Genomic DNA, 26812 nt, shown 5'->3' with positions numbered 1-26812 from the left:
GTCCAGCCAGGCGGCCAGATCGACGCAAAGGACCTCCTCATCGAGCTGGAATAAGACACGAAGCCCAGACCACAAAAACCACACTCGGATGCGCAGCGCCCCGGCCCCGTTAAGGCCGGGGAGTTGCCGTTGTCGGACCGGTTCGCGGCCATACTCACCAGCTCCGGCAAGCTGCCATCGCGTTTTGTTATAACCGCTTGCACCCAATGGGATTGGTACCTGTGACCCCCTGCTGACATTCTGATGACGGCATCTTTTCAAAGCTGCCGCAGGATCCGCATCCCACGCGGGTTACCGGAAAACTCCGACGCAATCGTCGAATAAATTCAGGATGGAACATGGACGACGTCTTGTCACCGCCTGGGGCGCTTTCCAGCGCGCTTCAGGCCAATCCCCGCATTCCCTACCGGCTGGCGCATCAGCAGCCCCCTTTGCAGGGGCCGGACGGCAAACGCCTGATCGTCAACCTAGTGGTAAACGTCGAATACTGGCCGTTTGATCAGGACATGCCGCGCAAGGTGCTGACCGCACCGCATGGGCGGGAGCAGGTCCCGGACGTGCCGAATTTCTGCTGGGCGGATTACGGCATGCGGGCCGGGATGGCGCGCCTTCTGTCATTGCTGACATCGCGCAGGTTGCCGGTGTCCGCCAGCGTCAACGCGACCGTCATCGACGCCTACCCCGATTGCGCCGAAGCGATCCGCGATGCGGGCTGGGAATTCATCGGTCACGGCATGCATCAGACCAGTCTGCAGCGCGGCCGCAGCGAAACGGATGTCATCCGCAGTACATTGCACAAGCTTGAGCAGTTCACCGGACGCCGCGTGCGCGGCTGGCTGAGCCCGGGACTGCGGGAAACCACGGACACCCCAGACATCCTCTCGGCCCATGGTGTGGAATACCTCTGCGACTGGAACGTTGATGACGTACCGCAGCGGATGCAGGCCATGCCGGCCCCGCTGATTGCCATGCCCTACACGCTGGAGATCAACGACTCGGTTGTCTACGCCGTGGAAAAACACAGCTCTGCCGAAATGCTGAAGCGACTGCAGGCGACGCTGGCCTGTTTCGACAGCCCCGAGGAACCCGAAGGGGCGCGGGTGCTCGGGATAGGTCTGCACCCGCATCTGATCGGCGTGCCCCACCGCTTCCCCTATCTGGTGCAGATGATCGACCTGCTGCAGGCCCGCGACGACGTCACCTTCATGACCGGATCGCAGATTGCCGACTGGTACACAGAGGAGGCAGCCCGATGAACCGAGATGAGCCCGAAATTCTGGACGATTTCGCCGCGCGCTTCGCACCGCATCATACTGCGCTGCTGATCATCGACATGCAGAAGGATTTCTGTCTCGACGGCTATGCCACCAGCCAGGCCGGGCGACCGCTGGATGCCGCGCGGGCCATCATTCCCACCTTGCAAGACCTGCTGAGCGCAGCCCGCGCGGCAGGTGTTCTGGTCTGCCATGTCGGGTTCTGGACGCTGGAGCGGCACCGCAGCGATACCGCGCCCTGGCTGGCCCAGCGCAGGCGCGCCACCTATGCCTCGGACCGGATCGCGATGGAAGGCAGCGAAGGTGCCGAGTTCATCCCGCAACTGGCCCCGGAACCGGGAGAGCCGGTGATCCACAAGCACCGCTACAGCGCCTTCAAGGGCACCAATCTGGACACCGTGCTGCGCGCCCGGGGGATCCGGTCGGTAGTGCCAACCGGCGTTTCGACCAACGTTTGTGTCGAAAGCACGCTGCGCGATGCATTCGAGACCGGACATTACACCGCCCTGCCCCGCGACGGCTGCGCCTCGTGGAATCAGGAACTGCACGAAGCAACCCTCAAAACCGCCAATGCCCGCTTTGGACTGGTCTGCGACAGCGCCGACCTGATCAAGGCCTGGAAAGGAGCCCCCCAATGAAAGACGCAATGACCAAACAGGACAGCCTGACGGCCGAGGCCGCAGGTTTCGCCGCCAGCCTCGCCTATGAGGATATTCCCGCAGAAACGCTGCATATCGCCAAACGCTGCATCATCGACGGGCTTGGCGTCATGCTGGCAGGCACCGAGCAGGAAGCTCTGCAGGTCGCCGACCGTTACCTGCGCAAGGCCGGAGCGCGACCGGTGGCCCGGCCTGTCGGCAATCCGGATCTGCAGCTTTCGGCGCAGCAGGCGGCCTTCTGGAACGGGCTGGCCGGGCATGCGATGGATTGGGACGACACCCAGGTCGCCGAAGGCCCAAACCGGCCCTATGGCTTGCTGACCCATCCGACCGTGCCGCCGCTGGCCGCCGCCCTAGCGCTGGCCGAAACCAATCCTAAGGTCAGTGGCAAGGACCTGATCACCAGTTTTGTTGCCGGGGTCGAGGTCGAGTGCAAGATCGCAGAGGCGATCAATCCCGACCACTATAACCTCGGCTTCCACACCAGCGGCACAATCGGCACCTTCGGGTCGGCGGCTGCGGCAGCGCGGATGATCGGCCTGGATGGGGGTCGTACCGCGCAGGCCCTGGGCGGCGCGGCCTCGATGGCTGCCGGGATCCGCGCCAACTTTGGCAGCATGGGCAAACCGATGCACGTAGGACGCTCGTCGGAGAACGGCGTCACCAGCGCGCTACTGGCGCAGGAAGGCTTTACCTTCAACGGTGAGGCGCTCGATGGCAAATGGGGCTATCTGTCGGTGGCAGGGCGCGGCGGCGAGCCGGACCTTGTGATGGGTCGCTTTGGCAACCCGTTCTCGCTGAGCGAACCGGGTGTCAGCATCAAACCCTATCCCTGCGGAGTTCTGACCCATCCGTCGATGGATACCATGAAGGCGCTGATGGAAGAGCACGCGCTGTCCCCAGAGGATATCGAAAGCGTCACGCTCTTTGCTTCCAACAACATCCTGCATCCGATCCGCTTCCGCATTGCCCAGACCGAACTGGAGGGCAAATTCTGCATGGCCTTCCTGCTGTCGGCGATCATCCTGACCGGTCGGGCAGGCAAGGCTGAATTCACCGATGCCTTCGTGCAGAGCCCGGAGTGCCAGGCTATGCAGCGGCGCGTCGAGACGCAGTTCGATCCCGATATCGCGGCGATGGGGCACGAAAAGATCCTATCGCGGATTGAGGTGGTGACGAAATCGGGCAAGACCATTCAACGCTTCTCGGACGACCGCTATCGCGGCGGGCCGGACAACCCGCTGTCCGATGAGGAACTGGAAGGCAAATTCATGGATTGCGTCTCGGGGATCCTGTCCGACGCACAGACCCGCAAGGTGCTCGATAGCATCTGGTCGCTCGACACATTGCCCAGTGCGCGCGGCCTTCTGGATCTGGTGAACGGCTGATCCCCCAGTCCGGCGGTTTCGTTTTGTTCCGTGATCTTTCTGGTTTAAACTATGCCTGCCCCGGGCATCAGTCCGGCCGACAGATCGCAACGGACCATCACGAACCGCCGGACTTTTTTCCATGGAAATGCGCCAATTACATTATTTTGTCGCGCTTGCGGACGAGGCAAGCGTGTCACGCGCCGCCGTCAAACTGTCGGTAGCGCAACCTGCGATCAGCCGTCAGCTGAGACTTCTGGAAGAGGAACTGGGCGTGCCCCTGTTCCATCGTACCGGGCGCGGTATGAAACTGACCAGCGCGGGCCGTGTCTTTGATGGCCGCGTGCGCAAGATCCTGGCGGATATCGGAGAGATGGAGCACGATGTCCGTGCCTTGAAAGGCGTTATAGAAGGCAAGGTCACGCTTGGCGTGCCACCGACGGAAAGCCACATCCTGCTGCCCCGCCTGCTCGACACCCTGCGGCGTGAACACCCGGGCGTCGATCTGCGCATCGTCGAGGCCTTCAGCGGTGATGTGAGCGAACTTCTGACCACCGGCCATATCGATGTCGCCCTGTTCTACAAGGCACCGCGGACCAAGCATTATATCGCTGATGAGCTGCTGCATGAGAGCCTCTACCTGCTGCAACGCGGAGACACGACCGGCCCGCCAGAGACGCCGATCCAGATCACGGACCTTAAGGATTACCCGATGGTGCTGCCCAGCCGCCGCCACGGCCTGCGCGCGCTGCTTGACCAAGTCTGCAACGATATGGGCGGCTCCTTGACCGTGGAACACGAGGTGGACTCTCTGATGACCATCGTGCGCATGGTGGAAACCGGCAATGTCGCCACCATTCTGCCCTTCAACGCGGTACAGCGGGAGATCGCGGAGGGACGCATAGTCGCCACTCAGATCGATCCCATGCATCTGCGTCGGACATTGGTTCTGGCCACGACCACGCACCACCCGGTGCGGGCGTCGATGCGCATCGTCGCCCAGCTCTGCGGTGATATCGTGCATGATATGGCCGCCAGCGGCGAATGGCAGGGCATCCTGTCAAAGCGGCAGGCCGATTGACCGCGCTAGGTCGCCAGGCACGCCAGCTCCATCAACTGCCGCACGTCCTGAAGCCTGTCGAGATCTGCAATACGGTCTTCCAGCGCCACAATCCGTGCCTCCTCAAGCGGCTGCAGGGCCGCGCGGCAATTGGCACGAAACTTGTCAGAACGTTGCCCGTCCGAAACCGGGTTCGACGGATGGCCCAGCGCCTGGCCAATGGTTTCCTCAGCCCGGGTGCCATCTGCATAGGTGATAGAGACACGGCTGGGGCCAAAGGCACTTGGCTCTGCCATGTCAAAGGTGTCCACTTCGATCCGCGCAGCCAAGGCCAGGACCTGCGGATCGCGCAGGGCCTGCGAGGAGAAATGCGCGCCCGCCACATCACCCGCCAGAAGACAACGCGCAACGCAATATGAGAGGCAAAGGCGTGCGTAATTCGCAGGCATCTCCGGCCCGACCGGACGCCCTACCAGAGAATGGGCCACCGGCGATACGGTGACGGTCACGCGGTGCAGATCTTCCTCGCTGCAGGCACGGCGCCGCAACAAACGCAACACCGCCTCGATCGCGCCATGGGTGGCCCGACCGGTTGGAAAAGGCTTCTCGACCACGTCCTCGATCCGGCGGATGCCTGTCATGGCCGCAAGGGCCGTGGGCAGGTCGGCGCCATCCTCGAAGAGGTTGAAATAACCGAAACGTCCTTCCAGGGTATCCTGCGTAGCCAGAAGACCGGCGCGGGCCAGATCGACGGATTCGACCGCAGCACGCGCATTAAAACCGATCTGCAGGGCAAGCAGCATGGTGCCCTCTTCATGGGCCTGCATTGATCCGCAGGATTGCGCATATTGTGCACCAAAGGCGTTGATCAACTGGGCACGGTCCAGATCTGCGATCTTTCCCGCCGCCGCCACCGCGCCGAAACCGCCCAGGACGGCGGGCCGGAAAAATTTCATCGGGGCCGTGCCCGCCAGCCCCAGGGTTGCAGCGACATCGACGCCCGCCACCACAGCCTCAATCAAGGCGCGTCCGCTGACGCCGCCGCGCGCCTCGGCGACGGCAAGGGCTGCGGGCAACACAGCCGTCAGCGCATGCACCACGGCATCCTCGTGCAGGCAGTCGAACTCTGAATTGTGAATGCAGTAAGCGTTATAGAGCGCAGCCAGACCTGCAGGGAAGCGCCCCTCCCGGCCAAAGACATGCGCATCTGCGCCCTGCCCCCACCCGGCGCTCGATGCGAAAAGATCGCTGGTCCACTGCCCGGTGCTGCCGCCAAGCCCGACGCCGACCGTGTCCAGGATCAGCCGCCGCGCCGCCGCGCGGGTTTGTTCGGACAATTCATCATAGCGAGTTGCGATGACGTGATCGGCGAGGATTGCGATGGCATCCATGAAACTATCCTTTCTGTAAGACGCGGCGTCTGATCAGTTCATCATGTCCGGCAGCCACAATGCGATCTGCGGGAAGGCAACGACCAGACCAATCATCACCAGCAGCATCCCCACGAACGGCAGGGTCCCGGACATCACATCATTCATCGACCCGCCATTGGGACGGGTGCTTTGCACCACGAACAAGTTCAGGCCGATGGGTGGCGTCACCAGCGCAGTCTCCAGTAGCAGCATCAGGATAATGCCGAACCAGACCGGATCGAACCCCAGCGATACCACGATCGGCGTAACGACCGGTACGGTGGCAATCATCATCGACAGGGTCTCCATGAAACAGCCCAGCACAATATAGAAGATCGCGATCACCAGGATCGTCTGATAAGGGCCAAGACCCAGGGTGCTGACGAAATGCTCCATCGCGGCCGCCAGCCCGATTGCCGCAAACACAAGATTCAGAAAATAGGCAGCGATGATGATCAGGATGATCATCGCGGTGGTGCGCATGGTGCCTTCGAATGCGGTCAGCAGAACCGGGCGCGATAGCGCACCAAAACCCGCCGCCAGGATCAGGGCCGCGATCACACCCAGTGCCGCCGCCTCAGTCGGGGTGGCAAAGCCGGCGTAGATCGACCCGACAACCACGGCAAAGATCGCCGCCGGAGGCAGCAGATGTGGCAGGCTCCTGAGACGCGCGCCCCAGCTGGTGGCAATGCGTTTCCCGCCCCATTTGGGGTTCAAGAGACAAGCCACCGCGATCAGCGCCATGAACAGCCCGGCCAGCAACAACCCTGGCAGGATCCCGGCGAGATAGAGGTTCGGCAGCGAGGTATTGGTCATCACCGCATAGATAATCATGTTGATCGAAGGCGGGATCAGGATGCCAAGCGTCCCGCCGGCGGCCAGCGTGCCAAGGAACAGTCGTTCGTTATAGCCATAGTTGGGCACTTCGGGCAGCGCCACGGTGCCGACCGTGGCCGCAGTGGCAACCGAAGACCCCGAGGTTGCCGCGAACATGGCGGAGGTGCCGATATTGGAATGCATCAGCCCCCCGGGAAGCCAGCCCAGCCATTGCGACAATGCCATATACATCCGCGAGGAGACGCCGGTGCGCAGCAGGATCTCGCCCAGCAGAACGAACATCGGGATAGCGACCAGAAGATTATTGGTACTTGTGGACCAGGCGAGATCACCCAGCGTGCGCACCAAGGGCATCGGAGAGTAGATTTCGGCCAAGATCAAGCCAAGGACGCCCATGACTGCGGCCACTGGCAGGCTGAGCAGGATCAGGACGATCAATGTGGTAAGAGCAGTGGCGAGCATAGCCGTTATCCTTGTCTCGCGTGGTTGAGGTCGGTCAGCATGGCATGTTCCTCGACCTCATCATCCACGGGTTTGATGCCTGCAATCCGGTTGATGCCTTCGGTATCACGGCGCCAGAGATATCCGAGCGAGCGCAGACACAAGAGCAGCAACGTCAGAACGAAGAAGACAAGCCCAGCCACCCACAGGGATTGCGGCAACCACAGCGGCACTTGCAGCGCAGAATTGGAACGCGATCCGAAATCAATGCTGTTTTTCAACAGCTGTCCGGCCCAATAGGTCACCAGGAGCATGAAGCCGGTCATTGCGCCGAGACTTAGAAGATCCAGCAGCGCGCGGACACGCCGGTTCGCGATATTGTAAAGAACGTCAATGCGGATATGGGCGTGTTCCAGCAGAGCAAAGGACAGGGTCCAGGAGACCGTGACCGCCAGCACATAGCCGGTGATCTCGTTCATACCGCCAAGGGTCACGCCAAAGAACTTGCGCAGGAGCACCTCAACCATGACCAGGAAACAGATCACGACCAGCGCAAGGCCGGAAACCCAGGTGGCAAGGCGGCTGAGCCTGCGGGCGCCGTTCAGCACCCGGTCCAGAGGCGTTCCCGCCTCTGGAGTTTGGGTATCTGTCGTCTCGTGACGCGACATCTCAGTTCACTTCCACGGTCATCCCGACGACCGGACCGATCGTGCGGTTGAACTCGTCCACGCAATCCTTGCCACAGCGTTCGGCCCATTTCGGCAGGATGACTTCCCGGGTAATTTTCTCCAGGAGCTTGTAGTCTTCCTCGGTGACCGAGACGAGAGTCATGTCGGCCTTGGTCCCGACCTCGCAAGGTTCAATGCCCACGTTGCAATTGATGCCGTCCTGGGTTTCCTCGCCCGCACCTTTCCAGATGTCGGCTTCCAGCGTGTTCAGCTCCTCTTGCAAAAAGGACTGGGTCTCCGGGTTAAGCCGGTTCCAGAAGCCAAGATTCGCAGTGGTGACCATCGTGCTCCAGCCGACGGGCAGCGCATAAAGATGGGTTGAAACCTCGAACCACTTGGCCGAATTACCCGACAGGGTGCCGGTGATGGCGCAGTCCACCACCCCGGTCTGCAGCGCGGGGATCACATCCGCAAAGGCCATCGTTACCCCGGTGCCGCCCAGCGCCGACACGAATTCCGACAGGGTGCGATTGCCGGTGCGGACCTTCTTGCCGGACAGATCGCTGAGGTCCTTGATCTCGCTGTTGCAGTAAAGAACCTGCGCCGGATAGGGCCAGGTGGCCAGGACCTTCACGCCGTATTTGTCCGCAAAATAGGAATCCAGCACCGGCTCATAGGCTTCGGCGATCGCATGGGCAGTGTGCACAGTCGGGGCCAGACCGGCAAGATCGGCGGCCTCGTTGCGGGCATCATCCGACGCAGTATAGCCAAGCACCGTGGTACTGACATCCACCACCCCCTGGCCGGTCAGGCGCAGGATTTCGCCGCCCTTCAAACCCATCTGGTCAAAGCCGCGGGCATTGGCGGTGATCCGTCCCCCTGAGGCTTCTGGCAGGTGCTTGTCCCAGAATGCCTGTTCGTAGTTTTCATAGGACGACAAGAAGGAAACAGACCCTAGGACATTCATCTGGACGCTCTGGATTTCGGCCTGGCCTGCGGTTGCTGCGAGCGATGCAACCGCAAGAGCGGCGCCGATCCCGGTCAGCTTGGATTGAGGTTTCATCTCGGATATCTCCCTGATAGCGGTTCGGCGGCGATTTTTGGGTCCGGCACGCAAGGCCAGGCCACCGATCATTGTTGAGCATCACCAATGCTGGCGATGCTTCGAACCTACCGCCGTTTCGCCGAGACGCGAAAATCAACCAGATATGCCGAATTGTTATAGCTGTGCGCCCAAAGGAGCCTCAGGGGGATAACCTCTCCACCAAGTCGCAGCCTCAAGAGTCACATTTGAGTGATTGCTCAAATTCCACATTGAGTGATCACTCAAATTCTTTAGATAGGGTGCCACGCGGCGATCGCAGCCGCGCAGAGATATGACGTCTCCAATCCAACCAAAAGGCACCAACCATGACCAACTTCCAGCTGCACACCGAAGAAACCGCCCCCGCAGACGCCAAGCCCATGCTCGCCAACTCCAAGGCAGCATTCGGCTTTATCCCTGGCCTGCACGCCGTCATGGCCGAAGCGCCCGGCCTGCTGGAAGCCTACCAGCGCGTGCATGAACTATTCTCCAACTCCAGTTTCGACGCAGATGAGCTGACGGTTGTCTGGCAGACCGTGAATGTCGAAAACGAATGCCACTACTGCGTTCCGGCCCATACCGGGATCGCCAAGAGCATGAGCGTCGATGATGCGATCACCGACGCGCTGCGCAACGGCACGCCGCTGCCCAATGCCCGTCTCGAAGCCCTGCGGACCTTCACCCTGCAGGTCGTGCGTCAGCGCGGTGTCCTGATCCCGGAAGAGGTTCAGGCTTTCCTCGATGCGGGCTTCACCAAGCGTCAGATCCTCGAAGTCGTCCTTGGCTACAGCCAGAAAATCATGTCGAACTATACCAACCACCTGGCCGAAACTCCGGTCGACAGCGTGTTCGAGAAATTCGCATGGTCCGCTGACGAAAAGGCCGCCTGATGACACTGTCCGGGGCGGTCGGGATGCGATCTCCCCGGACATACCGCACAGGGTGACACGCGGCGTGTCTCTGCCTTAGCTATGGCCCTGGCCGATCTTTGGCGTGAAAACCTGACTTGCGGTTCTGATCACCCATGCACTATGCGCCAGGGGCGCTCTGCCCCTGGCCAACAACACGCACAAACACGAAAGACGCAACATGACGGATCAGCCCCTTCGCATCGATATCATTTCAGACGTGATGTGCCCGTGGTGCATTATCGGCTTCAGTCAGCTGGCACAGGCGCTGAAAGAGACAGAAACGGACCACGAAATCCACTGGCATCCTTTCGAACTGAACCCCGAGATGCCTGCCGAGGGGCAGAACATGCGCGAACATATCATCGAAAAATACGGCTCCACGCCTGAGCAATCGGAACAGGCCCGGGCTCAGATGACGGAGCTTGGCAACGACCTTGGCTTTACCTTCGCCTTTTCCGAAGACACCCGCATGCACAACACCTTTGCGGCGCATCAGCTGCTGCATTGGGCGGAGGAACAGGGGCGCGGGCACGACCTGAAAATGGCGTTTTTCACCGCTCACTTCACCGATGGCCGCAATATGTCGGATCCCGAGGTTCTGGCCGATGTCGCAGGCGAAATCGGGCTCGACCGGGCAGATGCGCTGGCCGTGCTGCAGGATGAACGTTTCGCTACCACAGTCCGCGAACGCGAAGGGTTCTGGCTGCAACAGGGCGTGCGCGGAGTGCCTGCCATGGTGTTTGACCGTCAGCATCTTGTCACCGGTGCACAAGGCGTTGAAAACTACTCGCGCATTCTGGACCACCTGGCAAAACAAGAGGCCTGATTATGGCGCGTGCTGCCCCCTATGACCGAGACGCGACCCTGGACGCCGCCATGTCCTTGTTCTGGGAACGGGGGTATCACGCGACCTCTCTCAAGGATCTCGAAGCGGCGCTGTCGATGAAACCCGGCAGCATCTATGCCGCCTTCAAGAGCAAGGAGAACCTCTATCTCCTTGCCATGGAGCGCTATACTGACCGGTTCCGGGCGCTGTTCCGGGAGCGGATCGCCAAGGCCTCTTCACCGTTGCAGGGGATGGCAGATTACCTGCATGGTTTTGCAGCCCTGCCCGAGGAGGATGCCGCCCGACAAGCCTGCATGCTGGTCAAGACCATCGTTGCGACACGCTCCACCGAACCGGCCATCGCGGCCCAATCTGAGGTCTACCTGACCCTGATGCGGGACGAGTTCCGGCAGATGTTCGAAGCCGCGCGAGCACGCGGGGAGATCCCTGCCGATAGCGATTGCTCTACCCTCGCCCGCCGTTTTCAGGCCTACGTAAATGTCTTGCGCCTCGAGCATCATCAGGGAACGGACGAGCGGGAAATCGAAGCCCTTGCCCGAAGCCTAGCATCAGAGATCGAGGCACTCCGCATAGGAAAAAAATAGCAGGACAAACAAGTCTGCGGGTGCGGACCTGCAATACTGCAAAGGAGACACTGGGGCCTGTGCGAGGTCTGATAGAGCGTGTCGAGGCTTCACCAGAAATGATGTGCTTGCCGATCACGTTGATCGATCTCGGATAGCACCAGCCATTAATAGGTGGCGGATTGCGGCCAGATGTTTGGTCTCACGCCTGTTCAGCGGCTTGCCTGAGCCATTCGGCGAAGATCTTGACGCCGTGTTTGTTGCGCGACAGCGGATTGAGCACCAGGCAATAGTCAAACCCGTGCAGCTCAGGCCCTTGGATTTGCCGGTAGCGACCGGATTTCAGACCTTCATCGACAAGCACGCTGCTGGACAACAGCAGCCCCAGCCCCTGATCCAGCGCATTGAACGCCGCGCTTTCATCACTGAAACGGGTAATGCGATCGGGCGGGAAGGTTTCCCCGACTTCCTTGAACCACTCCTCCCAGGTGGGGCCTCCCATGTCGGCATTGCGCCAGCGATACCCCAGCAACCGACAGTCCTGCGCGCCGGTCTCCGGTTGATCGGCCAGGCTGACTGGGATGTAGCGGTCCGAGACCAAAATCTCGGCCTCCTCATTCGCGGCGGACTGGGGGCCATATCGGATTGCCAGGTCCAGCCGACCAGTCCGCAAGTCCAAAACGTCGTCATCGGTTTCGACTTCGACCCGGATGTCGCCATGCTTGTCGAAGAAATCTGAGAGACGCGGAACCAGCCAGCGTTCCGCAAAGGCATACGTTGTCGTGACCCGGACCAGCGACTGCTCGACGTCCTTGTCGAGCATCGCGAAGGCTTCGCCAAGGGTATCAAAGGCGGTCTGCAGCTTGGGAAACAGCTCCTGCCCCGCAGGCGTGAGGGCGATCTGGCGGGGACGGCGTTCCACCAATTGAAACCCAAGGTAGGCTTCAAGATGCCTGATCTGGTGGCTGATAGCGGTCGCGGTGACGCCGAGTTCGTCCCCTGCATCGGCAAAGCTCAGCCTCCGGGCAACCGCTTCGAAGGCGCGAATTGCGTTTAACGGCGGTAGTTTACGCATGGTGTTTCTCACCGGCGAAAGGAAATCTCAGCATGGCCTGAAGAATGGTCATTTGTTTTTCGGCCTCCTCTTTCTGAAGCTTGTGGAATGAAAAGGGAGGAACAAATGACACGTAACATTATCACCACCCGGCGCCAGTTGATCAAGGGGGGGCTTGCAGCCGCCGCCGCCATCGCCAGCCCGGCCATCCTGCGTGCGCAGGGCCGTCGCACCCTGTCGATGCTCACTTGGGCGGGCCATGCCGACCCGGATGTGATCGGCGCCTTCGAGGAGGCGCACAACGTTCGCATCCGCGCCAAGGAATATGTCGGCGGCGACCAGATGCTCGCGCAAATCGCGCAGTCTCCGGCCGGAACCTACGATGTAATCCTGTCGGACGCGGAATACGTCGTCCAATTGCAGCAGGCGGGTTTCATTGAACCGCTGACACCCGAGGATTACCCGTTCGACGACTTTTTCCCGGAGTTCCAGAACTTCCGCGGTCACTGGTTCGACGGTCAGCCCTACGCGGTCTTCCTGCGGTTCGGCTTCCTCGGCCTGTCCCATAACCGCGCCGCGATGAGCGAGGCGGAAGCCCGCAGCTATCGCAGCATGTGGGGCTCTCAGCATGAAGGACGGATCGGCCATTTTGACTGGCACCTGCCCAACCTGGGCGCGCTGAGCCTTCTCAATGGCAACGCGTCACCGTTTGACCTTGATGAGGCGCACTGGACGGAACTGACCGAGACGATGATGTCGCTCCGGCCTCAGGTGCGCGGTTTCTATGACTACGGCGGGATGCTCTCGGCGCTGCGCTCGGGCGAGGTTTCCGCGATCCCCGGCATCGGTGACTGGATCACCGGCGTGCTGGCGCGCGATGGCGCGGATGTCACCACAACCATCCCCGAGGAAGGCGGCCTGCAATGGACCGAGTCGCTGTCGATTGGCACGCGGTCGGAAAACCAGGATCTGGCCCGAACATTCATCCAGTACATGCTGTCCCCCGAAGGACAGGTGAAGACCGCCACGCTCAAGGCCTATCCGGCGATGATCCCGACACGGGCGGGCTGGGCGCGGCTGAATGATGAACTGCCGGGCGAGGCACAGCGCCAGAACATGGTGCTGAACGGACCCAATGCGCTCGATGAGATCCGCGCCGGGCGCATCCGCCTGCGGGAGCTTCCGGTGCAGCAATCGCTGGAGACCTGGAACGACGCCTGGACGCGTTACAAGAACGCCTGATGTCCGGTCCGGCCCCGGCGTAATCGTCGGGGCCGCAGCCCTATCGGAGATATCGACATGACTTCCCCTGCTTTCCCGGCCCGCACCTCGGGGCGCCGGTTCCACTTCTTCTTCAATCGTGCCTGGCAGGCGCTTTGGGTCCTGCCGCTGCCTGCCTGGTTGCTGCTGTTCTTTGCAGTGCCGCTTGGCCTTCTGGTGGCGATTTCATTCTGGTCCGTGGTGAACTACCGGCTGACGCCGGACGCTACGCTGTCGGCCTGGCGTTATGTTCTGGGCCTCGATTTCCTCTGGGCCAGTTTCTGGCGCAGCTACGGGCTGTCGATGGCCAGCGCTGTCGCGATTTCGCTGCTGGCCTTTCCGGCCTCCTACGCGATGGCCTTTGTCGCCGCGCCGCGCCAGCGGCTGATCCTGCTCGGACTTGCGATTGCGCCGTTTTTCACAAGCTATCTTGTGCGTATCTATTCCTGGCAGGTTTTCCTGACAGAGGGCGGCGTGATCTCCTCTATCGTTCAGGCGATAGGCGGCAAGGGGGAGAGCCTTCTCAACACCTATTTCGCGCTGTTCCTCGGCCACGCAACACTGGCGCTGCCGGTCGTACTGATCCTGCAAACCATCGCCCTTGCCAATGTGGACCGGACCGGAATTTCGGCTGCTGCCAACCTTGGCGCGCGTCCCGGAGCCATCCTGTTCCGCGTCATTCTCCCAGCGGCCCGGCCCGGGCTGACGCTGGGGCTGCTGTTCGCCTTCCTGCTGTCTTATGCCGAGTTTGTCAGCGCCTCCTATCTGGGCGGTGGCACCTTCCAGACCCTGCCGATCCTCGTGACCGACCTTGTCCGGGCCGGCCAGCAATGGCCGCGCGCCGCCGTGGTCTCGCTACTGATGATCGCCAGCCTGCTAGTCACCGCCTTTGTAACCGTCCTCTGGGCCTACCGCGAGAAAGGATAAGACATGCCTCCGCATCTGAAACACGCCTTGCCAAAAGCCTTCTGGATTGCCGGACTCGCATTGGTTTTCCTGCTGCTCTACGCACCGATCCTGTCGGCGGTCCTGTTTTCCTTCAGTGCCGACCGTTTCCCAAGCCTCGATATGTCCGGGTTCAGCACCAAATGGTACGCGCAGGTTCTGACCGACCGTGCCATGCTGGAGGCCCTTTGGAACAGCCTGACGGTTGCCGGGATTACCGCGCTGATCGCCACAACCCTGGGATTTGCCGCAGCCTATGCGGACTATCGTTTCCGGTTCTTTGGACAGAAGGCCGTGCTCGCGCTGGCCTTGCTGCCGCCGACGGTTCCGCTGGTTATCCTTGGCCTCGCCATGCTGGCCTTCTTCTCCCGCATCGGCATAGCCGGCACGCTTGCGGCCGTAGTTGCCGCGCATGTGGTGATCGCCGCGCCCTTTGCGATGGCGGTCTGCCGTCTGCGGCTGGCGCAGCTGGATGAGACTCTGGAAACTGCAGCGCAGAACCTGGGTGCGTTGCCGCATTCCGCGCTCGCCCGCATCGTGCTGCCGCACACGCTGCCCGCCATTCTCGCTGCCTTCCTGATCACCTTTGCAGTGTCATTCGACGAGTATGTGATCTCTTGGTTCACGGGCGGTTTGAACCAGACCATTCCGGTTGCGGTTCTGACCACCCTTCAGGGGCAGGTCGATCCCACCATCCACGTTATCGGCACATTGAGTTTTTCCGTCACGCTGACGCTGGTTCTGATCGCGCTTGCCGTGGTCCTGAGCCAGAGCGGCGGCGCCATGTCCAAGGAGGAGACATCATGACCAACACACATCTGAAACTGGACGGGCTTGCCAAGTCCTATGGCAACTTCGTCGCCGTCGAAGAGTTTTCGCTGGACATTGCGCAAGGGGAGTTCATCGCAATCATGGGGCCGTCCGGCTGTGGCAAGACCACGAGCCTGCGCATGCTTGCCGGTCTTGAAACCGCAGACCGTGGCCAGATCACCCTTGCGGGCAACCGGATCGACCAACTGCCGGTCTGGGAGCGTGAAACCCCCATGGTCTGGCAAAGCCTGGCCTTGTTCCCCTTCATGACCGTGCGGGAAAACGTCGAGTTCGGGCTCAAGATGCGCGGCGTTGCCGCTGCAGAGCGCCGTCGCCGCGCCGATGACTGGCTGGAGCGGCTGGGCATTTCCACCTACGCAGACCGCAATGTCGCGCGGCTGTCAGGCGGTCAGCGCCAGCGCGTCGCTCTTGCCCGCAGCCTTGTGCTGGAGCCCAAAGTGCTGCTGCTGGACGAGCCGCTTTCGGCGCTGGACGCTCATATGGCGATCAAGATGCAGGGCGAGTTGAAAAAACTGCAGCGCGAGCTTGGCATCACATTCGTCTATGTCACCCACAGCCATTCCGAGGCCTTCTCGCTCGCGGACCGCGTGGTGATCATGAACGGCGGCCGGGTGGAGCAGATCGGCAGCCCGCAGGACATCTTCCTGCGCCCACGCAGCAAGTTCGTCGCGCAATTCGTCGGCGGGATCAGCCTGCTGGAGGGACGGATTTCCGGCAAGGAGGACGGCAAACGCTTCCTGGAAACACGCGACGGCAAGGTCCAGCTTGCCGACAGCAGCGGGCTGACACAAGGCGACAGCGCCGATCTGGCTGTACGGGCGGACAGGATCTCTGTGACCGTCAACCCGGGCTGGGGCGAGAACGAAATCGCCTGCACGCTGGTGTCCGAGGAGTTCGCCGGTGCGGTCGTTAATCTGCATCTCGAAACCGCATCCGGCCACAGCCTGGTGGCGCAAGTCCAGCAGCGCGAGCTCGAGCAGCTGGACGCAAGCACCGGGGCGCGGGTCTATGCCTCCTGGCACCCCTGCGACGGCTTTATTCTGGAGAGCGCGCAGCGATCGGAAGCAGGCGCCAAGGTGAGGGCCGCATGAGTTCTGTTCTCGACAATACCATGGAGGCTCTGAAAAGGGCCGGACAGGAGGGGGAGGTTTTCCTCTCCCTTCTGCCGGAACGCGCCCGCGCGGAAGCCCGTCAAAGCGATGATCGCACAGAGAAATTAGGCCCCCTCGATGGGGCCACACTCTCTTGGAAGGACATGATCGCGATCGAGGGCGTCACCGCGCGGGCTGGCTGCGCCCACTGGCGCCCCTCAGCCCCTGCCGCAGCGGACGCAGAGGTGGTGGCGCGCGCCCGCAAGGCCGGTCTGATCAGTATCGGTGTGACCAATCAATCCGAGCTGGCCTTCTCCGGCATCGGCTACAACCCGCATCACGGCACCCCGCTCCTTGACGGGCGGGTGCCGGGTGGATCCTCCTCAGGGGCTGCGGCCTCTGTCGCACGCGGGATCACCCGCCTCGCTGTCGGCACCGATACCGCTGGCTCCTGCCGGGTGCCTGCGGCGTTTCAGGGTGTGGTGGGCTTTCGCCCGACGCGCGGCCGCTATCCGATCAGCGATGTGATGCCGCTCGCGCCCAGCTATGACACGGTTGGCAGCTTTGCCCGCTCGGTCAGCGATATCATCGAGCTGGATGCGATCCTGTCCGGACACAGCGCCCGCCCGGACGCCGCCAGCAGCCTTGCGGTGCTCAGCGACGTGCTCGACGCGGGCGATGTCTCCGCGCCGGTCGCTCAGCGCTGCAGAGAGGCGGTCGCGGCGCTCGCGCAGGCGGGCGTGTCGATGGAGCACGTCAGACAGTCGCCGCTCGCCGAGGCGCTGGCGCTGATCCGCGCGGGGGGCTGGCCGGGCGCTGTCGAGGCGGTCGAGACCTACGGGCATCTGCTGGAAACCGAGAACGCCCGTCACCTCGATCCCTTTGTCGCGGCGCGGCTGCGCGCCTCCGCCAATCTAGACCCCGAGAAGATCGCCGGCGTCAAAGAGGGCGCGCAGGCGCTGCGCAAAACCGTGCAGGCTTCCGATGCCGTCTACGTTCTGCCGACGGCTGCGATCGAGGCTCCGCATCTGGCGCCGCTGCTGGAAGATCCCGAGAGCTTTGCCGCAACGAATGCTGCAGCGCTCCGCCTGACCATGCCCGCCAGCCTGCTGGATTTGCCCGCCATTTCCCTGCCCGTCGGCAAGACGGACGCGGGCTGCTGGGTCGGTCTGCAACTGGTCGGCGCGCCGGACAGCGACCGCACCCTGCTCGCAACCGCCGCAATGGTCGAAACGCTGCTGATGCAAAAGGAACCCTGACATGATCCGAAACCCGATAAAATGGCCGAACGGCGCCCGCTGTGCCTGTGCGATCACCTTTGACGTCGATGCCGACAGCCTGATCCACATCGCCCGCCCCGACGACGGACACCGCCGCCTCTACCCGATCAGCATGGGCCGCTATGGCCCGAACTCCGGCGTGCCGCGCATTCTGGACACCTACCGGCGGCTGGGGCTCAAGCAGTCCTTCTTCATGCCCGGCTGGGTGATGGAGCAATACCCCGAGACGGTCGAGGCGATCCTTGCGGGCGGCCATGAGATCGGCCACCACGGGTATCTGCACGAAGATCCCGCCGAACAGAGCGCCGAGGAACAGACCTATTGGTTCGAGCGCGCGCTCGAGGTGCACCGGAAGATGACCGGCAGCACCCCGCGCGGCTATCGCGCCCCGGTCTATAACGTCACCCCGGAGGTGCTGTCGCTCGCGGTGAAACACGGGCTGACCTATGAAAGCTCAATGATGGCGGACGATCTGCCCTATCGGATCGACACCGCATCCGGCTCTCTCTACGAGCTGCCGGTGCATTGGGGCAGCGACGACTGGCCGCCTTTCGCGCATTTCGACGAGATCGGCTACAAGATGCCGGTGATGTCGCCGCGCCGCGGACTGGAGGCCTCGTTTGATGAGTTCGAAGCCCAATACGAGGTCGGCGGCCTCTGGATCGGCATCTGGCACCCGTTCCTGACCGGGCGGTTGGCCCGCTGGCGGGTGGTGGAGCGCTGGCTCGAAGAGGTGCTGTCGCGCGGCGATGTCTGGTTCGCACCGCTGGAAGAGATCGCCGCCTATGCCGCCAGCCAGGAGGCCGAAGGCGCCTGGCAGCCGCATCGTGAGCCCGCCGCCCCCTACCCACATCCCGTCCTGATGGAGAAATGAAGATGGATACCCTCAACACCCCCTTTGATGCCGCACGGCCCGACGGTGAGAACCCGAGCGCGCATCAGACCCTCGCACAGGATGGCCGCCTCAGTGCCGGTACCACCTACACCATTCCTGCCCGTCAGGGCCGGGCGATGCGCGTGAAAAAGGGCGAACTGCTGTCGGTCATCAACCGCGATGGCAGCCAGATCGGCGATTTCTGGGCCTTTGCCGATAGCGACTGCAACGAATACCTGTCGATGGAGCACCTGCGCCCGACGCTGCGGCGCGTGTCGCCGCGCCCCGGCGACGCGCTGGTGACCAACCGTCGCCGCCCGATCCTCACGCTGGTTGAGGACACCTCGCCCGGCGTTCACGACACGCTGGTTGCCTCCTGCGATGTGCACCGCTACGCGCAACTGGGCCACGAGGGCTATCACGACAATTGCACCGACAACCTGCGCATGGCGCTGGGGGCCATCGGTCTGCGTCCGACATCGGTGCCTTGCCCGCTGAACCTCTGGATGAACACGCCGGTGGTCGATGACGGCGCGATGGAGTGGCGTGCTCCGGTTTCGAGCAAGGGCGATCACGTGCTGTTCCGCGCGGAAATGGACGCAGTGGTGGTGATTTCCTGCTGCCCGATGGATCTGCTGCCGATCAATGGCGAGGATGCGCAACCGAGCGCGCTGGAAGTCCTGTTGCATCAGGACGCTGAGTGAACCGGTTTGCAGCGGATTGCACAAAACACAGGGGGCGCGGATCGAAATCCGCGCCCCCCGATTTTTCTGTCTCAGACCTTACCGTCGCAGACGGATGTCTCAGGCGGCCTCTGCCGCCGCACCGGCCAGTTTCGCGGCCAGCGCGCGGGTGCGGGTCTCTGCCGTTTCAACCGAGGCCTCGTGACGCGCGTCTTTGAACTCCTGATATTCGATCGCGATGGTATCGATATCCGCCTGCGCGACGCCGAAGTAATGCGCACAGGCCGCCAGCGCCGGGTCAAGCGCGTTGAGATGCGCCCGCGGCCCGCCCGGAGCAAAGCCGAACTCACCGCGCGAGGACAGCACCACCAGCCGCTTGCCCGACAGGATCGGCTCGATCGGGGTGTCGCCACGCGCCAGATCAAAGGAGAAGGTCCGGCCGATCCGCGCGATATGGTCGATCCAGCCTTTCAGGGCGGTCGGCATGCCGTAGTTGTACATCGGCGCGCCGAGGACGACGATATCCGCCGCGATCACCTCGTCGACCAGCTCGTCGGACAGCGCCAGACGCTCACTCATCCACGGCTCGCGCTCTTCGGGCGGGGTGAAGGCCGCGTGAATGAATTTATGGTCGATCGCGGGGATCGGGTTCAAGCCGACATCGCGGGTGATCACTTTGGTGTCCGGTGCCTGAGCCAGAAAGTTCTGCGTGAACAGCCCGGTCAGGTGGCGCGTGAGGGAGCGTTCTTCAAGCTGGGCGCTTGCATCAATTCGCAACAGAGTGGGCATGGGAAATCTCCTGAGTTTTTCGACTTCGCGCCATGCCTACCAAGCGGCCAACCCACTGGCGAAAGCGAATATCTCAGGGTCTGGGTGAATAGGATTCATCCTGGCTGCCCCCCAAACGGAAAGGACAAGATCGATGCGGCGTCTGCCTCCGCTCCACGCACTCCGCGCCTTTGAAGCTGCTGCCCGGCACCTGCATTTCGCCCGTGCCGCCGCTGAGCTTCACCTGACGCCGACCGCGATCAGCCACCAGATCCGCCAGCTGGAAGAGATCCTAGAGGTGAAACTCTTTCATCGCTATCCGCGCCCGATCCGCCTGTCGGCGGAAGGCGAGGCCCTGTATCCGGTGCTGCGCGAGAGTTTCGACCGAATGGCCGACACCATCGCAGGGATTGCCGAGCGGGATACGGACCGCCCCATGACGGTTTCCGTCACGGTGGCGTTCGCCAGCCTCTGGCTCATGCGGCGGTTGCCTGCATTGCGCAGCGAGGCCGGGATGAACCTGAAGGTCGAGGCTGACAACCGACCGGTGGACCTGTCCGGTGGCGATGTCGATTTTGCGGTGCGCTATGCCCTCCACCCAGAGCCGGGAGGCCAATGGTTGCCGCTGTTCGAAGACAGCCTGATCCCGCTCTGCGCACCTGACCTGCTGCGCCGCTGTCCGTTCAACGACGATGCCGGTATTCTGCGCCTGCCGCTGATCGAATACCGCTGGAGTGGCGGCGCAGAAGCGGCGCCCAGCTGGCAACGCTGGTGCCGCGCTGCCGGGCTTACGGGGGAGGCACCAGAGGTTACACAGCACTTTTCCGAGGAAATCCATGCCATCGACTCGGCGCTTGCAGGTCAGGGCGTGGTGCTGGCGTCCAGCGTTCTGGCCGCCTCTGCTATGACCACCGGGCAGCTGGTGCGCCTATCCGATACGGACTTGCCCGGCAGAACCTTCTGGGCAGTGAGCCGCGCCGATCATCCGCGCTTTGCCGAAGTGGAGCACTTCGCAAACTGGGCGCGGGCTTCCGGGTAGGTTTGGCAGCACGAGACGTCGTGCTTGTAGGTTTGCTGTGTGCTGCCAGCATCCCACTGGCAGCCTTCAGTATAGAAGGCTGCCGCGAGGCTTCATCAGCGGACTGCTGGTCCGATCAGGTGAAGAGGAAATTCTCCGCGAGGTTCAGGTCATCGACCGCGATATTTTCCACCAGCACAGAGGTTTCGGCAAACGTTATCAGGACGTCGTCACCCGATTGGGCAAAGGTGATTTCGTTCAGGGCCTCTGCCCCCCTGGTGATTTCAATGGTGTCGGAGCCGTAATCAAAATCCGTGATCGTGTCGTTGCCGACATTTTGGCCGAATACAAACCTGTCCGCCCCGAAGCTCCCGGTGAGCAGATCATCCCCGGAACCGCCTTTGAGCGTGTCCTGTCCACGTCCACCGTGCAGGGTATCATCGCCGCGTCGGCCAAGAAGTTCATCATGACCGCTACCACCGTCAAGATTATCCCTCCCCTGGCCGCTGTAGAGAAGATCGTCGTCCTTGCCGCCAAACAGTACATCGTTACCCCGCGACCCCCTCAGGGTGTCAGAGCCGGAGTTCCCTTTCAGGGTATCCTGACCCCAGCCACCGATGAGACTGTCGTCACCGGCTCTTCCGAAAAGCGCGTCATGCCTCCGACCTCCGTCGAGAGTATCCGCCCCTTCACCACCGTAGAGAAAATCGTCGCCGCCTCCTCCGAGCAGCAGGTCGTCACCACTCCAGCCCCGCAGTGTGTCAGAGCCTGAGTTCCCTTCCAGGGTATCCTGGCCTAGACCGCCAATGATGCTGTCCTCTCCGTCCTGGCCGGTCAGGTGATCGTCGCCGTAACGGCCACGAACCACATCATCCTCCTGCGTTCCGTCCACCTCAAAGTCGCCATAGCGGATCGCCGCCGTGGCAGAACTGGAAACGGCTTCAGAGGTGCCCTCATCATCAGTATAGCGGGCCACGACTGTGATCGCTGCCCCGACATCGCCCAGGGTGAGAGTATAGCTGCTGTTGGTTGCGCCGGAGATATCCACGCCGCCTCGCTGCCACTGATAGCTGATTGCGCCGAGCCCATCCTTATCCGCAAGAGTGTTGCTCGCGGTCAGAGCCTCACCCGTCTTCGCCGTACCGGAAATAGCGACCGCGCCGGTGGCGATATCATTGACGTTCGCCACGGCGGAGGTTGCAGAGCTGGTGACGCTCTCATCCCTACCAAAGTCATCTTCGTAAGAGGCAACCACGGTGATCTGCGCGCCGACGTCCGCCTGCGTCAGCGTATAGATGGCGCTGGTTGCACCGGAGATATTCACCCCATCTCGCTGCCACTGATAGCTGACAGAACCGAGACCATCCTCATCCGCAAGCGTATTGCTCGCGGTCAGCGTCTGATCCTCAGCCGCCGTGCCGGAAATGGAGACCGCGCCGGTGGGGGTATCATTGACGTTCGCCACCGCGGAGGTTGCAGAGCTGGTGACGCTCTCATCCCTACCAAAGTCATCTGCGTAAGAGGCAACCACGGTGATCTGCGCGCCGACGTCCGCCTGCGTCAGCGTATAGATGGCGCTGGTTGCACCGGAGATATTCACCCAATCTCGCTGCCACTGATAGCTGACAGAACCGAGACCATCCTCATCCGCAAGCGTATTGCTTGCGGTCAGCGTCTGATCCTCGGTCGCCGTGCCGGAAATGGAGACCGTGCCGGTGGGGGTATCGTTTACATTGCTGACCGTCGCAGTGGGGTCGCTGGTGACAGTCTCGACCGTGCCGTGCCCGTCAGTATAGGAGGCCCGTGCCGAAATCTCTGCGCCGACATCCTCCTGGCTCAGCGTGTAGCTGTCCCCGGTGGCACCAGAGATTACGCTACCGTCGCGCAGCCACTGATAGCTGACGGTGCCAAACCCATCCGCGTCGGCGAGGGTGTGGGTTACCGTGAGGGTCTCCTCCTCACTCACGGTCCCCGCGAGGGTTACCGTACCCGTCGATACGCTGTTTGTGCCGAAAATCTGACCATAAACTCCGTCGAAATCCCCGTCCTGGCCCGTCGATTCCCATATGACGACAAAACTGCCACCAGGCAGCGCCGCCACGACCGGAAACGTCTGACTGTTATCGGTATAGGTGTTGACCTGGAATTCAGAACCGATGGCCAACCCCGCCGCGTTGAAACGCTGTCCATAGATGCCAAAGCCGCTCCCATCCTGACCGTCTGAGTACCACGTGACGACAAACCCGCCATCGGACAGCGCTGCCACACTCGGACGGTACTGACCATCGGCCGTATAGGTATTGATCTGAAATTCAGAACCAACGGCCCCCCCCGCCGCGTCATATCGCTGGCCATAGATCCCAAAACCATCGCCGTCCTGAGCACCTGATTGCCATGTTACGACGAAACCGCCATCCGAAAGGGCCGTGACGCTGGGATAATACCGGTTGTCTGTGGTTTCAGTATTGACCTGGAATTCAGAACCGACGGCAACCCCGGCCGCATCATAGCGCTGGCCAAAGATGCCCTCGGTATTCCCGATCCCGCCGGCTGAGTGCCATGTCACGACAAAGCCACCATCGGGCAGCCCCGCCACGCTCGGTTCATTCTGATCACCGACCGTTTGAGTATTGACGCGGAACTCCGATCCAACGGCAGCCCCAGCCGCATCGTACCTCTGGCCATAGATATTGCCCCTTGGGCCCTGACCGTATGAAATCCAAGTAACGACAAAGCCGCCACCGCTGAGATTGGTCACACTTGGAAGAGCCTGAATGTCATTCGTATAGGTGTTGACCAGGAATTCGGACCCGACCGCATTCCCGGCGGCATCATACCGCTGGCCACCGATGCCAAAGGAATCCCCGTCCAGACCGGCTGAGTGCCATGTGACGACAAAGCCTCCAGCATTAAGCCCCGTCACGCTTGGGATAGCTTGATCGCCAACTGTATATGTATTGACGAGGAATTCAGGACCGATCACAGCCCCATCCGCGTCATAGCGTTGGCCATAGATTCCAGCACCATCGCCGTCCTGATCTCTTGTTTCCCATGTCACGACGAATCCGCCACCCGACAGCGCCGCCACGCTGGGCTGCCTTTGACTGGAAGCCGTCTCGGTATTGACTAGGAATTCAGACCCCAGGGTCAGGAAGGTTTGCGATGAGGTTCGTGTGACCATGTGGACAGGGTTCCTATAGAAAATGGGTCTTGTCTAAAGGCGCGCATACAAAGTGCACGCCGCAAAATGGATGGGCCTCCGCCGACAGTGTCGGACGCGGCTTGGAACTGTTTTTCTGTGCGGAAAAAAGTCGAACTTGCTAACGGTCTGATAGACTACGCGCCAGAAGGCTGCGAATGAAAGAGATAGGTCACATCACGTTTTCGTGTGCTTTCAGGCATTCACTAGAGCCGCGTAAACCTAAAAGATCATGAGGTTTTCCTCTACCCCGCCGTTGCCGCTGAAAGGGCTCGGCGCGTATGTGAGCACTGTCACTGCCATATGGGCCTGGCCTGCTATCTTTATTGGTTTCCGACATCAAAAAACCTGCGACAGGTCCAGTCTCCTTGAAAGCCCACTGTGGCGAACCTCGGAGAGGTGCACTCCAACTTAAACCACCGTCTAACCTGGGAGTTCGCGCCAAACTTTCGGATCGAGGCTGGCCGCAGCGAAAATCCCCCCCCAGAGGGCACCGGGGATTCCCGGACTCAATACGTCCTGACCTGCGAGGATGAGGCCCGGCACCGGGGTCTTTGCCTGAAGCGCGTCGCTTAGCACGCGTTCGGGTGTGACATCGATTCCGTAGAACCCACCATGGTGATGCCCCGTGATCGCTTCGGTCGAGAGTGGCGTCGAAAGAGTACGGAACACCACGAGCTTGGCGAGGTCAGGAAAATGTGTTTCGAACTGCGCAAAGAGGGTTTCCTCGACCGCTTCCTTGAAGACCTGATAGTCCGCCTCTCGTGCGCCCGGCTCCAGATGGGCCCATTTTTCCACGACCGACCAATCGGTCCACGCCACGATTTCCCCGGCGAATTTCTGGGATGGGCCGGGATCGTGAGCGCTGTCCTTGAGCGACGCAAAAGAAACAAACATGCCCTCGGGCGGAGTGTCTGGCGCGTCGGCCCAGACGACATCGACCTTTCCGCCCGGGAATATCCAGTGGTTCGAGCGGGTCGCTCCGGCAGCCTCGATATCGCCCTCAAAGCCCATGAACAGGCTGAAATGCGCAACCGAGTGAGGCAAGGCGTGGATTTGTTCAATCCAGTCCTGATGTCCACAGCCCTCGGGCAGGAGGCAATTCACCGTTTCCCGCGCACCGATATCAGAAATTACGGCTCCGGCGCGGATTTCCTCTCCCGCTGCCGTGCGCACCCCAACGACCCGCTCATTCTCGATGACCAGTGTTTCAACCCGTGTGTTCGCCCGTGCCGCCCCCCCGGCTTTGGTGATCGTCGGCAGGATGTGCCGGGCAAAAGCCGCACCGCCGCCCACCGGATACCAAGCACCACTCTCCAGATAGGAGCCTGTGATCAGTGCGTGCATCGCAAAGCTTGCCTTACTGGGCCTGCCGCCGTGGTCGAACCATTGCGCGGCGAAAGCTGCAGCGAGGTCAGGGTTTTCGGTGATCTCGTCAATGACTTCCTGCGTTGTCCGCTTACACCATCGGTCGATGGCATGGCCGTGCCACCACTTCATCGCCGACCCGATGATCCCGGGCATGGCGCGTGTCGAAGTTACCGTAAAAGCCGCCTGCCTGCCCTCTCTGAGCGCCGCGATCCAGGCCTCAATGGCCTTGGTTTCGTCCGGAAAGCGGTCTTTGAGATCGCGCTCCTGCGCCGCGAAGGGCCGCGACAGGGACAGCGGCGGGGCGTCGCCGATGTGCAGGTTATCATAGACGGCCCCCATGGAGGTGAACTTGATCGGCGTATCCGAGAGCCAGTCGAGCATGTGGCGTTCACGATCTTCGGGCGCGACGCAGTTGAGGTAGTGGATACCCGCGTCCCAGGAGAAACCCTCCATGGAAAAGCTGTGGGTCAGGCCGCCGAGCGTCTGGTACTGCTCCAGCAGAAGCACCTTGTGCCCGAGCTTTGACAACGCGGCAGCTGCAGCCATGCCGCCCATACCAGAGCCGATGATGATGGCATCCCAGCCATTTTTGTCGGTGTCAGCCATATTCACTCTCCTGCGCATCGCAATGTTTCGCATGAAATGATCTGTCCAAGCTTATTGGTAACAGCGGCCCGCCAATCGCGATTTGATCGCGATCAATCCAGCGGAAGCGGCCTTTTTCTCATCTCCCCGAACCACCATTGCATGCGCGCAGGCTTGCGGGCAGCAAACGGATGCTTTGAGCAACGCTGACCGGTGCATCCGCTGCCATCGCGGTCAGCCCCTGGCCGGGACAATACGCTTGTAGCCGCCGGTCAGCTTCATCACGAAGACCAAGAAGACCGGCGCGAAAATTACCCCGAACACGGTTTCCGAGATCATGCCACCTACGACGTTGATACCGATCGCACTCTGGCTCGCGGATGAGGGCCCGGTCGCGATTGCCATCGGAACCACGCCCATGGTGAAGGTCAGCGAGGTCATCAGGATCGGCCGGAACCGTAGGCTGCCCGGACCTGAAGACACGTTCGGCGGAGGCTCTGCGCGGATTGATTTCCAGTGTACGGATGGAACCGGACGGATCTGCGCCTGGGGGTCACCGGATGCTTCTGGAGGGTGATCTGGCAGGTATTCTGGCCTGCGGGAGCGCTCAAATGACCAAGCCCCCGCTTTTTGCAGGGGCTTGGTCGGAAACGTTGGTTGCGGGAGCAGGATTTGAACCTGCGACCTTCAGGTTATGAGCCTGACGAGCTACCGGGCTGCTCCATCCCGC

Annotated in this window: 24 protein-coding genes; 15 read left to right on the top strand and 9 right to left on the bottom strand. The window is 61.7% G+C overall.

All coding sequences use genetic code 11. The features are described from left to right. The first annotated feature begins 338 nt into the window (after positions 1-338). From SM765_RS22505 to SM765_RS22490, 4 genes are all read left to right on the top strand, one after another. On the top strand, positions 339-1256 hold the full coding sequence (locus tag SM765_RS22505; RefSeq protein WP_274836538.1) for a polysaccharide deacetylase family protein: 918 nt from the start codon (positions 339-341) through the stop codon (positions 1254-1256). Then, the gene (locus SM765_RS22500; RefSeq protein WP_274831069.1) at positions 1253-1912 is read left to right on the top strand and encodes a cysteine hydrolase family protein; all 660 of its coding nucleotides are present in this window, start codon (positions 1253-1255) and stop codon (positions 1910-1912) included. The genes SM765_RS22505 and SM765_RS22500 overlap by 4 nt, the downstream gene beginning before the upstream one ends. Next, the gene (locus SM765_RS22495) at positions 1909-3321 is read left to right on the top strand and encodes an MmgE/PrpD family protein (RefSeq protein WP_274838798.1); all 1413 of its coding nucleotides are present in this window, start codon (positions 1909-1911) and stop codon (positions 3319-3321) included. The genes SM765_RS22500 and SM765_RS22495 overlap by 4 nt, the downstream gene beginning before the upstream one ends. Positions 3322-3442: 121 nt before the next feature. Then, positions 3443-4381 carry a LysR family transcriptional regulator gene (locus tag SM765_RS22490; RefSeq protein ID WP_274838799.1) on the top strand — a complete coding sequence of 313 codons (939 nt, stop codon included), beginning with the start codon at positions 3443-3445 and terminating at the stop codon, positions 4379-4381. Between the two features lie 5 nt (positions 4382-4386). Here SM765_RS22490 and SM765_RS22485 read toward each other — a convergent pair whose 3' ends face one another. Genes SM765_RS22485 through SM765_RS22470 form a run of 4 tightly spaced genes read right to left on the bottom strand, consistent with a single transcriptional unit; the run spans position 4387 to position 8781 of the window. Then, positions 4387-5751 (bottom strand): MmgE/PrpD family protein, encoded by a 1365-nt coding sequence (locus SM765_RS22485; protein WP_274838800.1) that lies wholly within the window; start codon positions 5749-5751, stop codon positions 4387-4389. A 33-nt stretch (positions 5752-5784) separates the two neighbouring features. Continuing rightward, positions 5785-7071, bottom strand: coding sequence for a TRAP transporter large permease (locus SM765_RS22480; protein WP_065271399.1), 1287 nt, complete (start codon positions 7069-7071; stop codon positions 5785-5787). Positions 7072-7076: 5 nt separating this feature from the next. Then, positions 7077-7718 carry a TRAP transporter small permease subunit gene (locus SM765_RS22475; RefSeq protein ID WP_065271400.1) on the bottom strand — a complete coding sequence of 214 codons (642 nt, stop codon included), beginning with the start codon at positions 7716-7718 and terminating at the stop codon, positions 7077-7079. A 1-nt stretch (position 7719) separates the two neighbouring features. Further along, positions 7720-8781, bottom strand: a complete 1062-nt coding sequence (locus SM765_RS22470; protein WP_274838801.1) for a TRAP transporter substrate-binding protein — start codon at positions 8779-8781, stop codon at positions 7720-7722. Positions 8782-9128: 347 nt separating this feature from the next. On the opposite strand from SM765_RS22470, the gene SM765_RS22465 reads away from it, so the two are divergent. From SM765_RS22465 to SM765_RS22455, 3 genes are all read left to right on the top strand, one after another. Beyond that, positions 9129-9692, top strand: a complete 564-nt coding sequence (locus tag SM765_RS22465; protein ID WP_274838802.1) for a carboxymuconolactone decarboxylase family protein — start codon at positions 9129-9131, stop codon at positions 9690-9692. Positions 9693-9891: 199 nt separating this feature from the next. Further along, positions 9892-10539, top strand: a complete 648-nt coding sequence (locus SM765_RS22460; RefSeq protein ID WP_274838803.1) for a DsbA family oxidoreductase — start codon at positions 9892-9894, stop codon at positions 10537-10539. A gap of 2 nt (positions 10540-10541) precedes the next feature. Further along, positions 10542-11144 carry a TetR/AcrR family transcriptional regulator gene (locus SM765_RS22455; RefSeq protein WP_274838804.1) on the top strand — a complete coding sequence of 201 codons (603 nt, stop codon included), beginning with the start codon at positions 10542-10544 and terminating at the stop codon, positions 11142-11144. Positions 11145-11325: 181 nt separating this feature from the next. Here SM765_RS22455 and SM765_RS22450 read toward each other — a convergent pair whose 3' ends face one another. Further along, entirely contained in the window at positions 11326-12198 is an 873-nt protein-coding gene (locus tag SM765_RS22450) for a LysR substrate-binding domain-containing protein (protein WP_274838805.1), read from the bottom strand. A gap of 105 nt (positions 12199-12303) precedes the next feature. On the opposite strand from SM765_RS22450, the gene SM765_RS22445 reads away from it, so the two are divergent. From SM765_RS22445 to SM765_RS22415, 7 genes are read left to right on the top strand one after another with little or no spacing between them, the layout of a single operon-like run. Then, positions 12304-13419, top strand: a complete 1116-nt coding sequence (locus SM765_RS22445; protein WP_274836547.1) for a polyamine ABC transporter substrate-binding protein — start codon at positions 12304-12306, stop codon at positions 13417-13419. 57 nt (positions 13420-13476) lie between these two features. Beyond that, positions 13477-14364 carry an ABC transporter permease gene (locus SM765_RS22440; protein WP_274831079.1) on the top strand — a complete coding sequence of 296 codons (888 nt, stop codon included), beginning with the start codon at positions 13477-13479 and terminating at the stop codon, positions 14362-14364. A gap of 3 nt (positions 14365-14367) precedes the next feature. Continuing rightward, complete coding sequence (locus SM765_RS22435) at positions 14368-15189, top strand: ABC transporter permease (RefSeq protein WP_274836548.1); 822 nt, start codon at positions 14368-14370, stop codon at positions 15187-15189. Continuing rightward, positions 15186-16304 carry an ABC transporter ATP-binding protein gene (locus SM765_RS22430; RefSeq protein WP_368981902.1) on the top strand — a complete coding sequence of 373 codons (1119 nt, stop codon included), beginning with the start codon at positions 15186-15188 and terminating at the stop codon, positions 16302-16304. The genes SM765_RS22435 and SM765_RS22430 overlap by 4 nt, the downstream gene beginning before the upstream one ends. After that, complete coding sequence (locus tag SM765_RS22425; RefSeq protein WP_274838807.1) at positions 16301-17563, top strand: amidase family protein; 1263 nt, start codon at positions 16301-16303, stop codon at positions 17561-17563. The genes SM765_RS22430 and SM765_RS22425 overlap by 4 nt, the downstream gene beginning before the upstream one ends. 1 nt (position 17564) lies before the next feature. Then, the gene (locus SM765_RS22420) at positions 17565-18458 is read left to right on the top strand and encodes a polysaccharide deacetylase family protein (RefSeq protein WP_274838808.1); all 894 of its coding nucleotides are present in this window, start codon (positions 17565-17567) and stop codon (positions 18456-18458) included. 2 nt (positions 18459-18460) lie between these two features. Continuing rightward, positions 18461-19162 carry an urea carboxylase-associated family protein gene (locus tag SM765_RS22415; RefSeq protein WP_274838809.1) on the top strand — a complete coding sequence of 234 codons (702 nt, stop codon included), beginning with the start codon at positions 18461-18463 and terminating at the stop codon, positions 19160-19162. A 99-nt stretch (positions 19163-19261) separates the two neighbouring features. Here SM765_RS22415 and SM765_RS22410 read toward each other — a convergent pair whose 3' ends face one another. Beyond that, positions 19262-19930 (bottom strand): FMN-dependent NADH-azoreductase, encoded by a 669-nt coding sequence (locus SM765_RS22410; RefSeq protein ID WP_274838810.1) that lies wholly within the window; start codon positions 19928-19930, stop codon positions 19262-19264. Positions 19931-20063: 133 nt separating this feature from the next. Here SM765_RS22410 and SM765_RS22405 point away from each other — a divergent pair, with 133 nt between their 5' ends. Beyond that, the gene (locus SM765_RS22405) at positions 20064-20948 is read left to right on the top strand and encodes a LysR substrate-binding domain-containing protein (protein WP_274838811.1); all 885 of its coding nucleotides are present in this window, start codon (positions 20064-20066) and stop codon (positions 20946-20948) included. A gap of 115 nt (positions 20949-21063) precedes the next feature. Here the strand turns inward: SM765_RS22405 and SM765_RS22400 are convergent, their stop codons facing one another. From SM765_RS22400 to SM765_RS22390, 3 genes are all read right to left on the bottom strand, one after another. Then, positions 21064-24108: a hypothetical protein gene (locus SM765_RS22400; protein ID WP_368981901.1), complete on the bottom strand. Its 3045-nt coding sequence runs from the start codon at positions 24106-24108 to the stop codon at positions 21064-21066. 441 nt (positions 24109-24549) lie between these two features. Next, positions 24550-26136 (bottom strand): phytoene desaturase family protein, encoded by a 1587-nt coding sequence (locus SM765_RS22395; protein WP_274869705.1) that lies wholly within the window; start codon positions 26134-26136, stop codon positions 24550-24552. A gap of 180 nt (positions 26137-26316) precedes the next feature. Beyond that, positions 26317-26565, bottom strand: a complete 249-nt coding sequence (locus SM765_RS22390; protein WP_274844720.1) for an efflux RND transporter permease subunit — start codon at positions 26563-26565, stop codon at positions 26317-26319. Positions 26566-26812 lie beyond the last annotated feature (247 nt).

Origin of the sequence: Pseudophaeobacter sp. 1A09344, assembly GCF_041008745.1 — a bacterium.
Classification (GTDB): domain Bacteria; phylum Pseudomonadota; class Alphaproteobacteria; order Rhodobacterales; family Rhodobacteraceae; genus Phycobacter; species Phycobacter gallaeciensis_A.
The sequence above is the reverse complement of the archived record's forward strand: the minus strand, read 5'-3'. Positions and strand labels throughout refer to the sequence as shown.

What these genes read in the sequence shown, in the direction of transcription:
- SM765_RS22445 (WP_274836547.1), top strand. Translation starts at nt 12,304, where the DNA reads ATGACACGTAACATTATCACCACCCGGCGCCAGTTGATCAAGGGGGGG.
- SM765_RS22420 (WP_274838808.1), top strand. Translation starts at nt 17,565, where the DNA reads ATGATCCGAAACCCGATAAAATGGCCGAACGGCGCCCGCTGTGCCTGT.
- SM765_RS22485 (WP_274838800.1), bottom strand. Translation starts at nt 5,751, where the DNA reads ATGGATGCCATCGCAATCCTCGCCGATCACGTCATCGCAACTCGCTAT.
- SM765_RS22475 (WP_065271400.1), bottom strand. Translation starts at nt 7,718, where the DNA reads ATGTCGCGTCACGAGACGACAGATACCCAAACTCCAGAGGCGGGAACG.
- SM765_RS22465 (WP_274838802.1), top strand. Translation starts at nt 9,129, where the DNA reads ATGACCAACTTCCAGCTGCACACCGAAGAAACCGCCCCCGCAGACGCC.
- SM765_RS22500 (WP_274831069.1), top strand. Translation starts at nt 1,253, where the DNA reads ATGAACCGAGATGAGCCCGAAATTCTGGACGATTTCGCCGCGCGCTTC.
- SM765_RS22435 (WP_274836548.1), top strand. Translation starts at nt 14,368, where the DNA reads ATGCCTCCGCATCTGAAACACGCCTTGCCAAAAGCCTTCTGGATTGCC.
- SM765_RS22395 (WP_274869705.1), bottom strand. Translation starts at nt 26,136, where the DNA reads ATGCGAAACATTGCGATGCGCAGGAGAGTGAATATGGCTGACACCGAC.
- SM765_RS22440 (WP_274831079.1), top strand. Translation starts at nt 13,477, where the DNA reads ATGACTTCCCCTGCTTTCCCGGCCCGCACCTCGGGGCGCCGGTTCCAC.
- SM765_RS22400 (WP_368981901.1), bottom strand. Translation starts at nt 24,108, where the DNA reads ATGGTCACACGAACCTCATCGCAAACCTTCCTGACCCTGGGGTCTGAA.
- SM765_RS22425 (WP_274838807.1), top strand. Translation starts at nt 16,301, where the DNA reads ATGAGTTCTGTTCTCGACAATACCATGGAGGCTCTGAAAAGGGCCGGA.
- SM765_RS22405 (WP_274838811.1), top strand. Translation starts at nt 20,064, where the DNA reads ATGCGGCGTCTGCCTCCGCTCCACGCACTCCGCGCCTTTGAAGCTGCT.
- SM765_RS22480 (WP_065271399.1), bottom strand. Translation starts at nt 7,071, where the DNA reads ATGCTCGCCACTGCTCTTACCACATTGATCGTCCTGATCCTGCTCAGC.
- SM765_RS22505 (WP_274836538.1), top strand. Translation starts at nt 339, where the DNA reads ATGGACGACGTCTTGTCACCGCCTGGGGCGCTTTCCAGCGCGCTTCAG.
- SM765_RS22415 (WP_274838809.1), top strand. Translation starts at nt 18,461, where the DNA reads ATGGATACCCTCAACACCCCCTTTGATGCCGCACGGCCCGACGGTGAG.
- SM765_RS22430 (WP_368981902.1), top strand. Translation starts at nt 15,186, where the DNA reads ATGACCAACACACATCTGAAACTGGACGGGCTTGCCAAGTCCTATGGC.
- SM765_RS22495 (WP_274838798.1), top strand. Translation starts at nt 1,909, where the DNA reads ATGAAAGACGCAATGACCAAACAGGACAGCCTGACGGCCGAGGCCGCA.
- SM765_RS22410 (WP_274838810.1), bottom strand. Translation starts at nt 19,930, where the DNA reads ATGCCCACTCTGTTGCGAATTGATGCAAGCGCCCAGCTTGAAGAACGC.
- SM765_RS22470 (WP_274838801.1), bottom strand. Translation starts at nt 8,781, where the DNA reads ATGAAACCTCAATCCAAGCTGACCGGGATCGGCGCCGCTCTTGCGGTT.
- SM765_RS22450 (WP_274838805.1), bottom strand. Translation starts at nt 12,198, where the DNA reads ATGCGTAAACTACCGCCGTTAAACGCAATTCGCGCCTTCGAAGCGGTT.
- SM765_RS22455 (WP_274838804.1), top strand. Translation starts at nt 10,542, where the DNA reads ATGGCGCGTGCTGCCCCCTATGACCGAGACGCGACCCTGGACGCCGCC.
- SM765_RS22460 (WP_274838803.1), top strand. Translation starts at nt 9,892, where the DNA reads ATGACGGATCAGCCCCTTCGCATCGATATCATTTCAGACGTGATGTGC.
- SM765_RS22490 (WP_274838799.1), top strand. Translation starts at nt 3,443, where the DNA reads ATGGAAATGCGCCAATTACATTATTTTGTCGCGCTTGCGGACGAGGCA.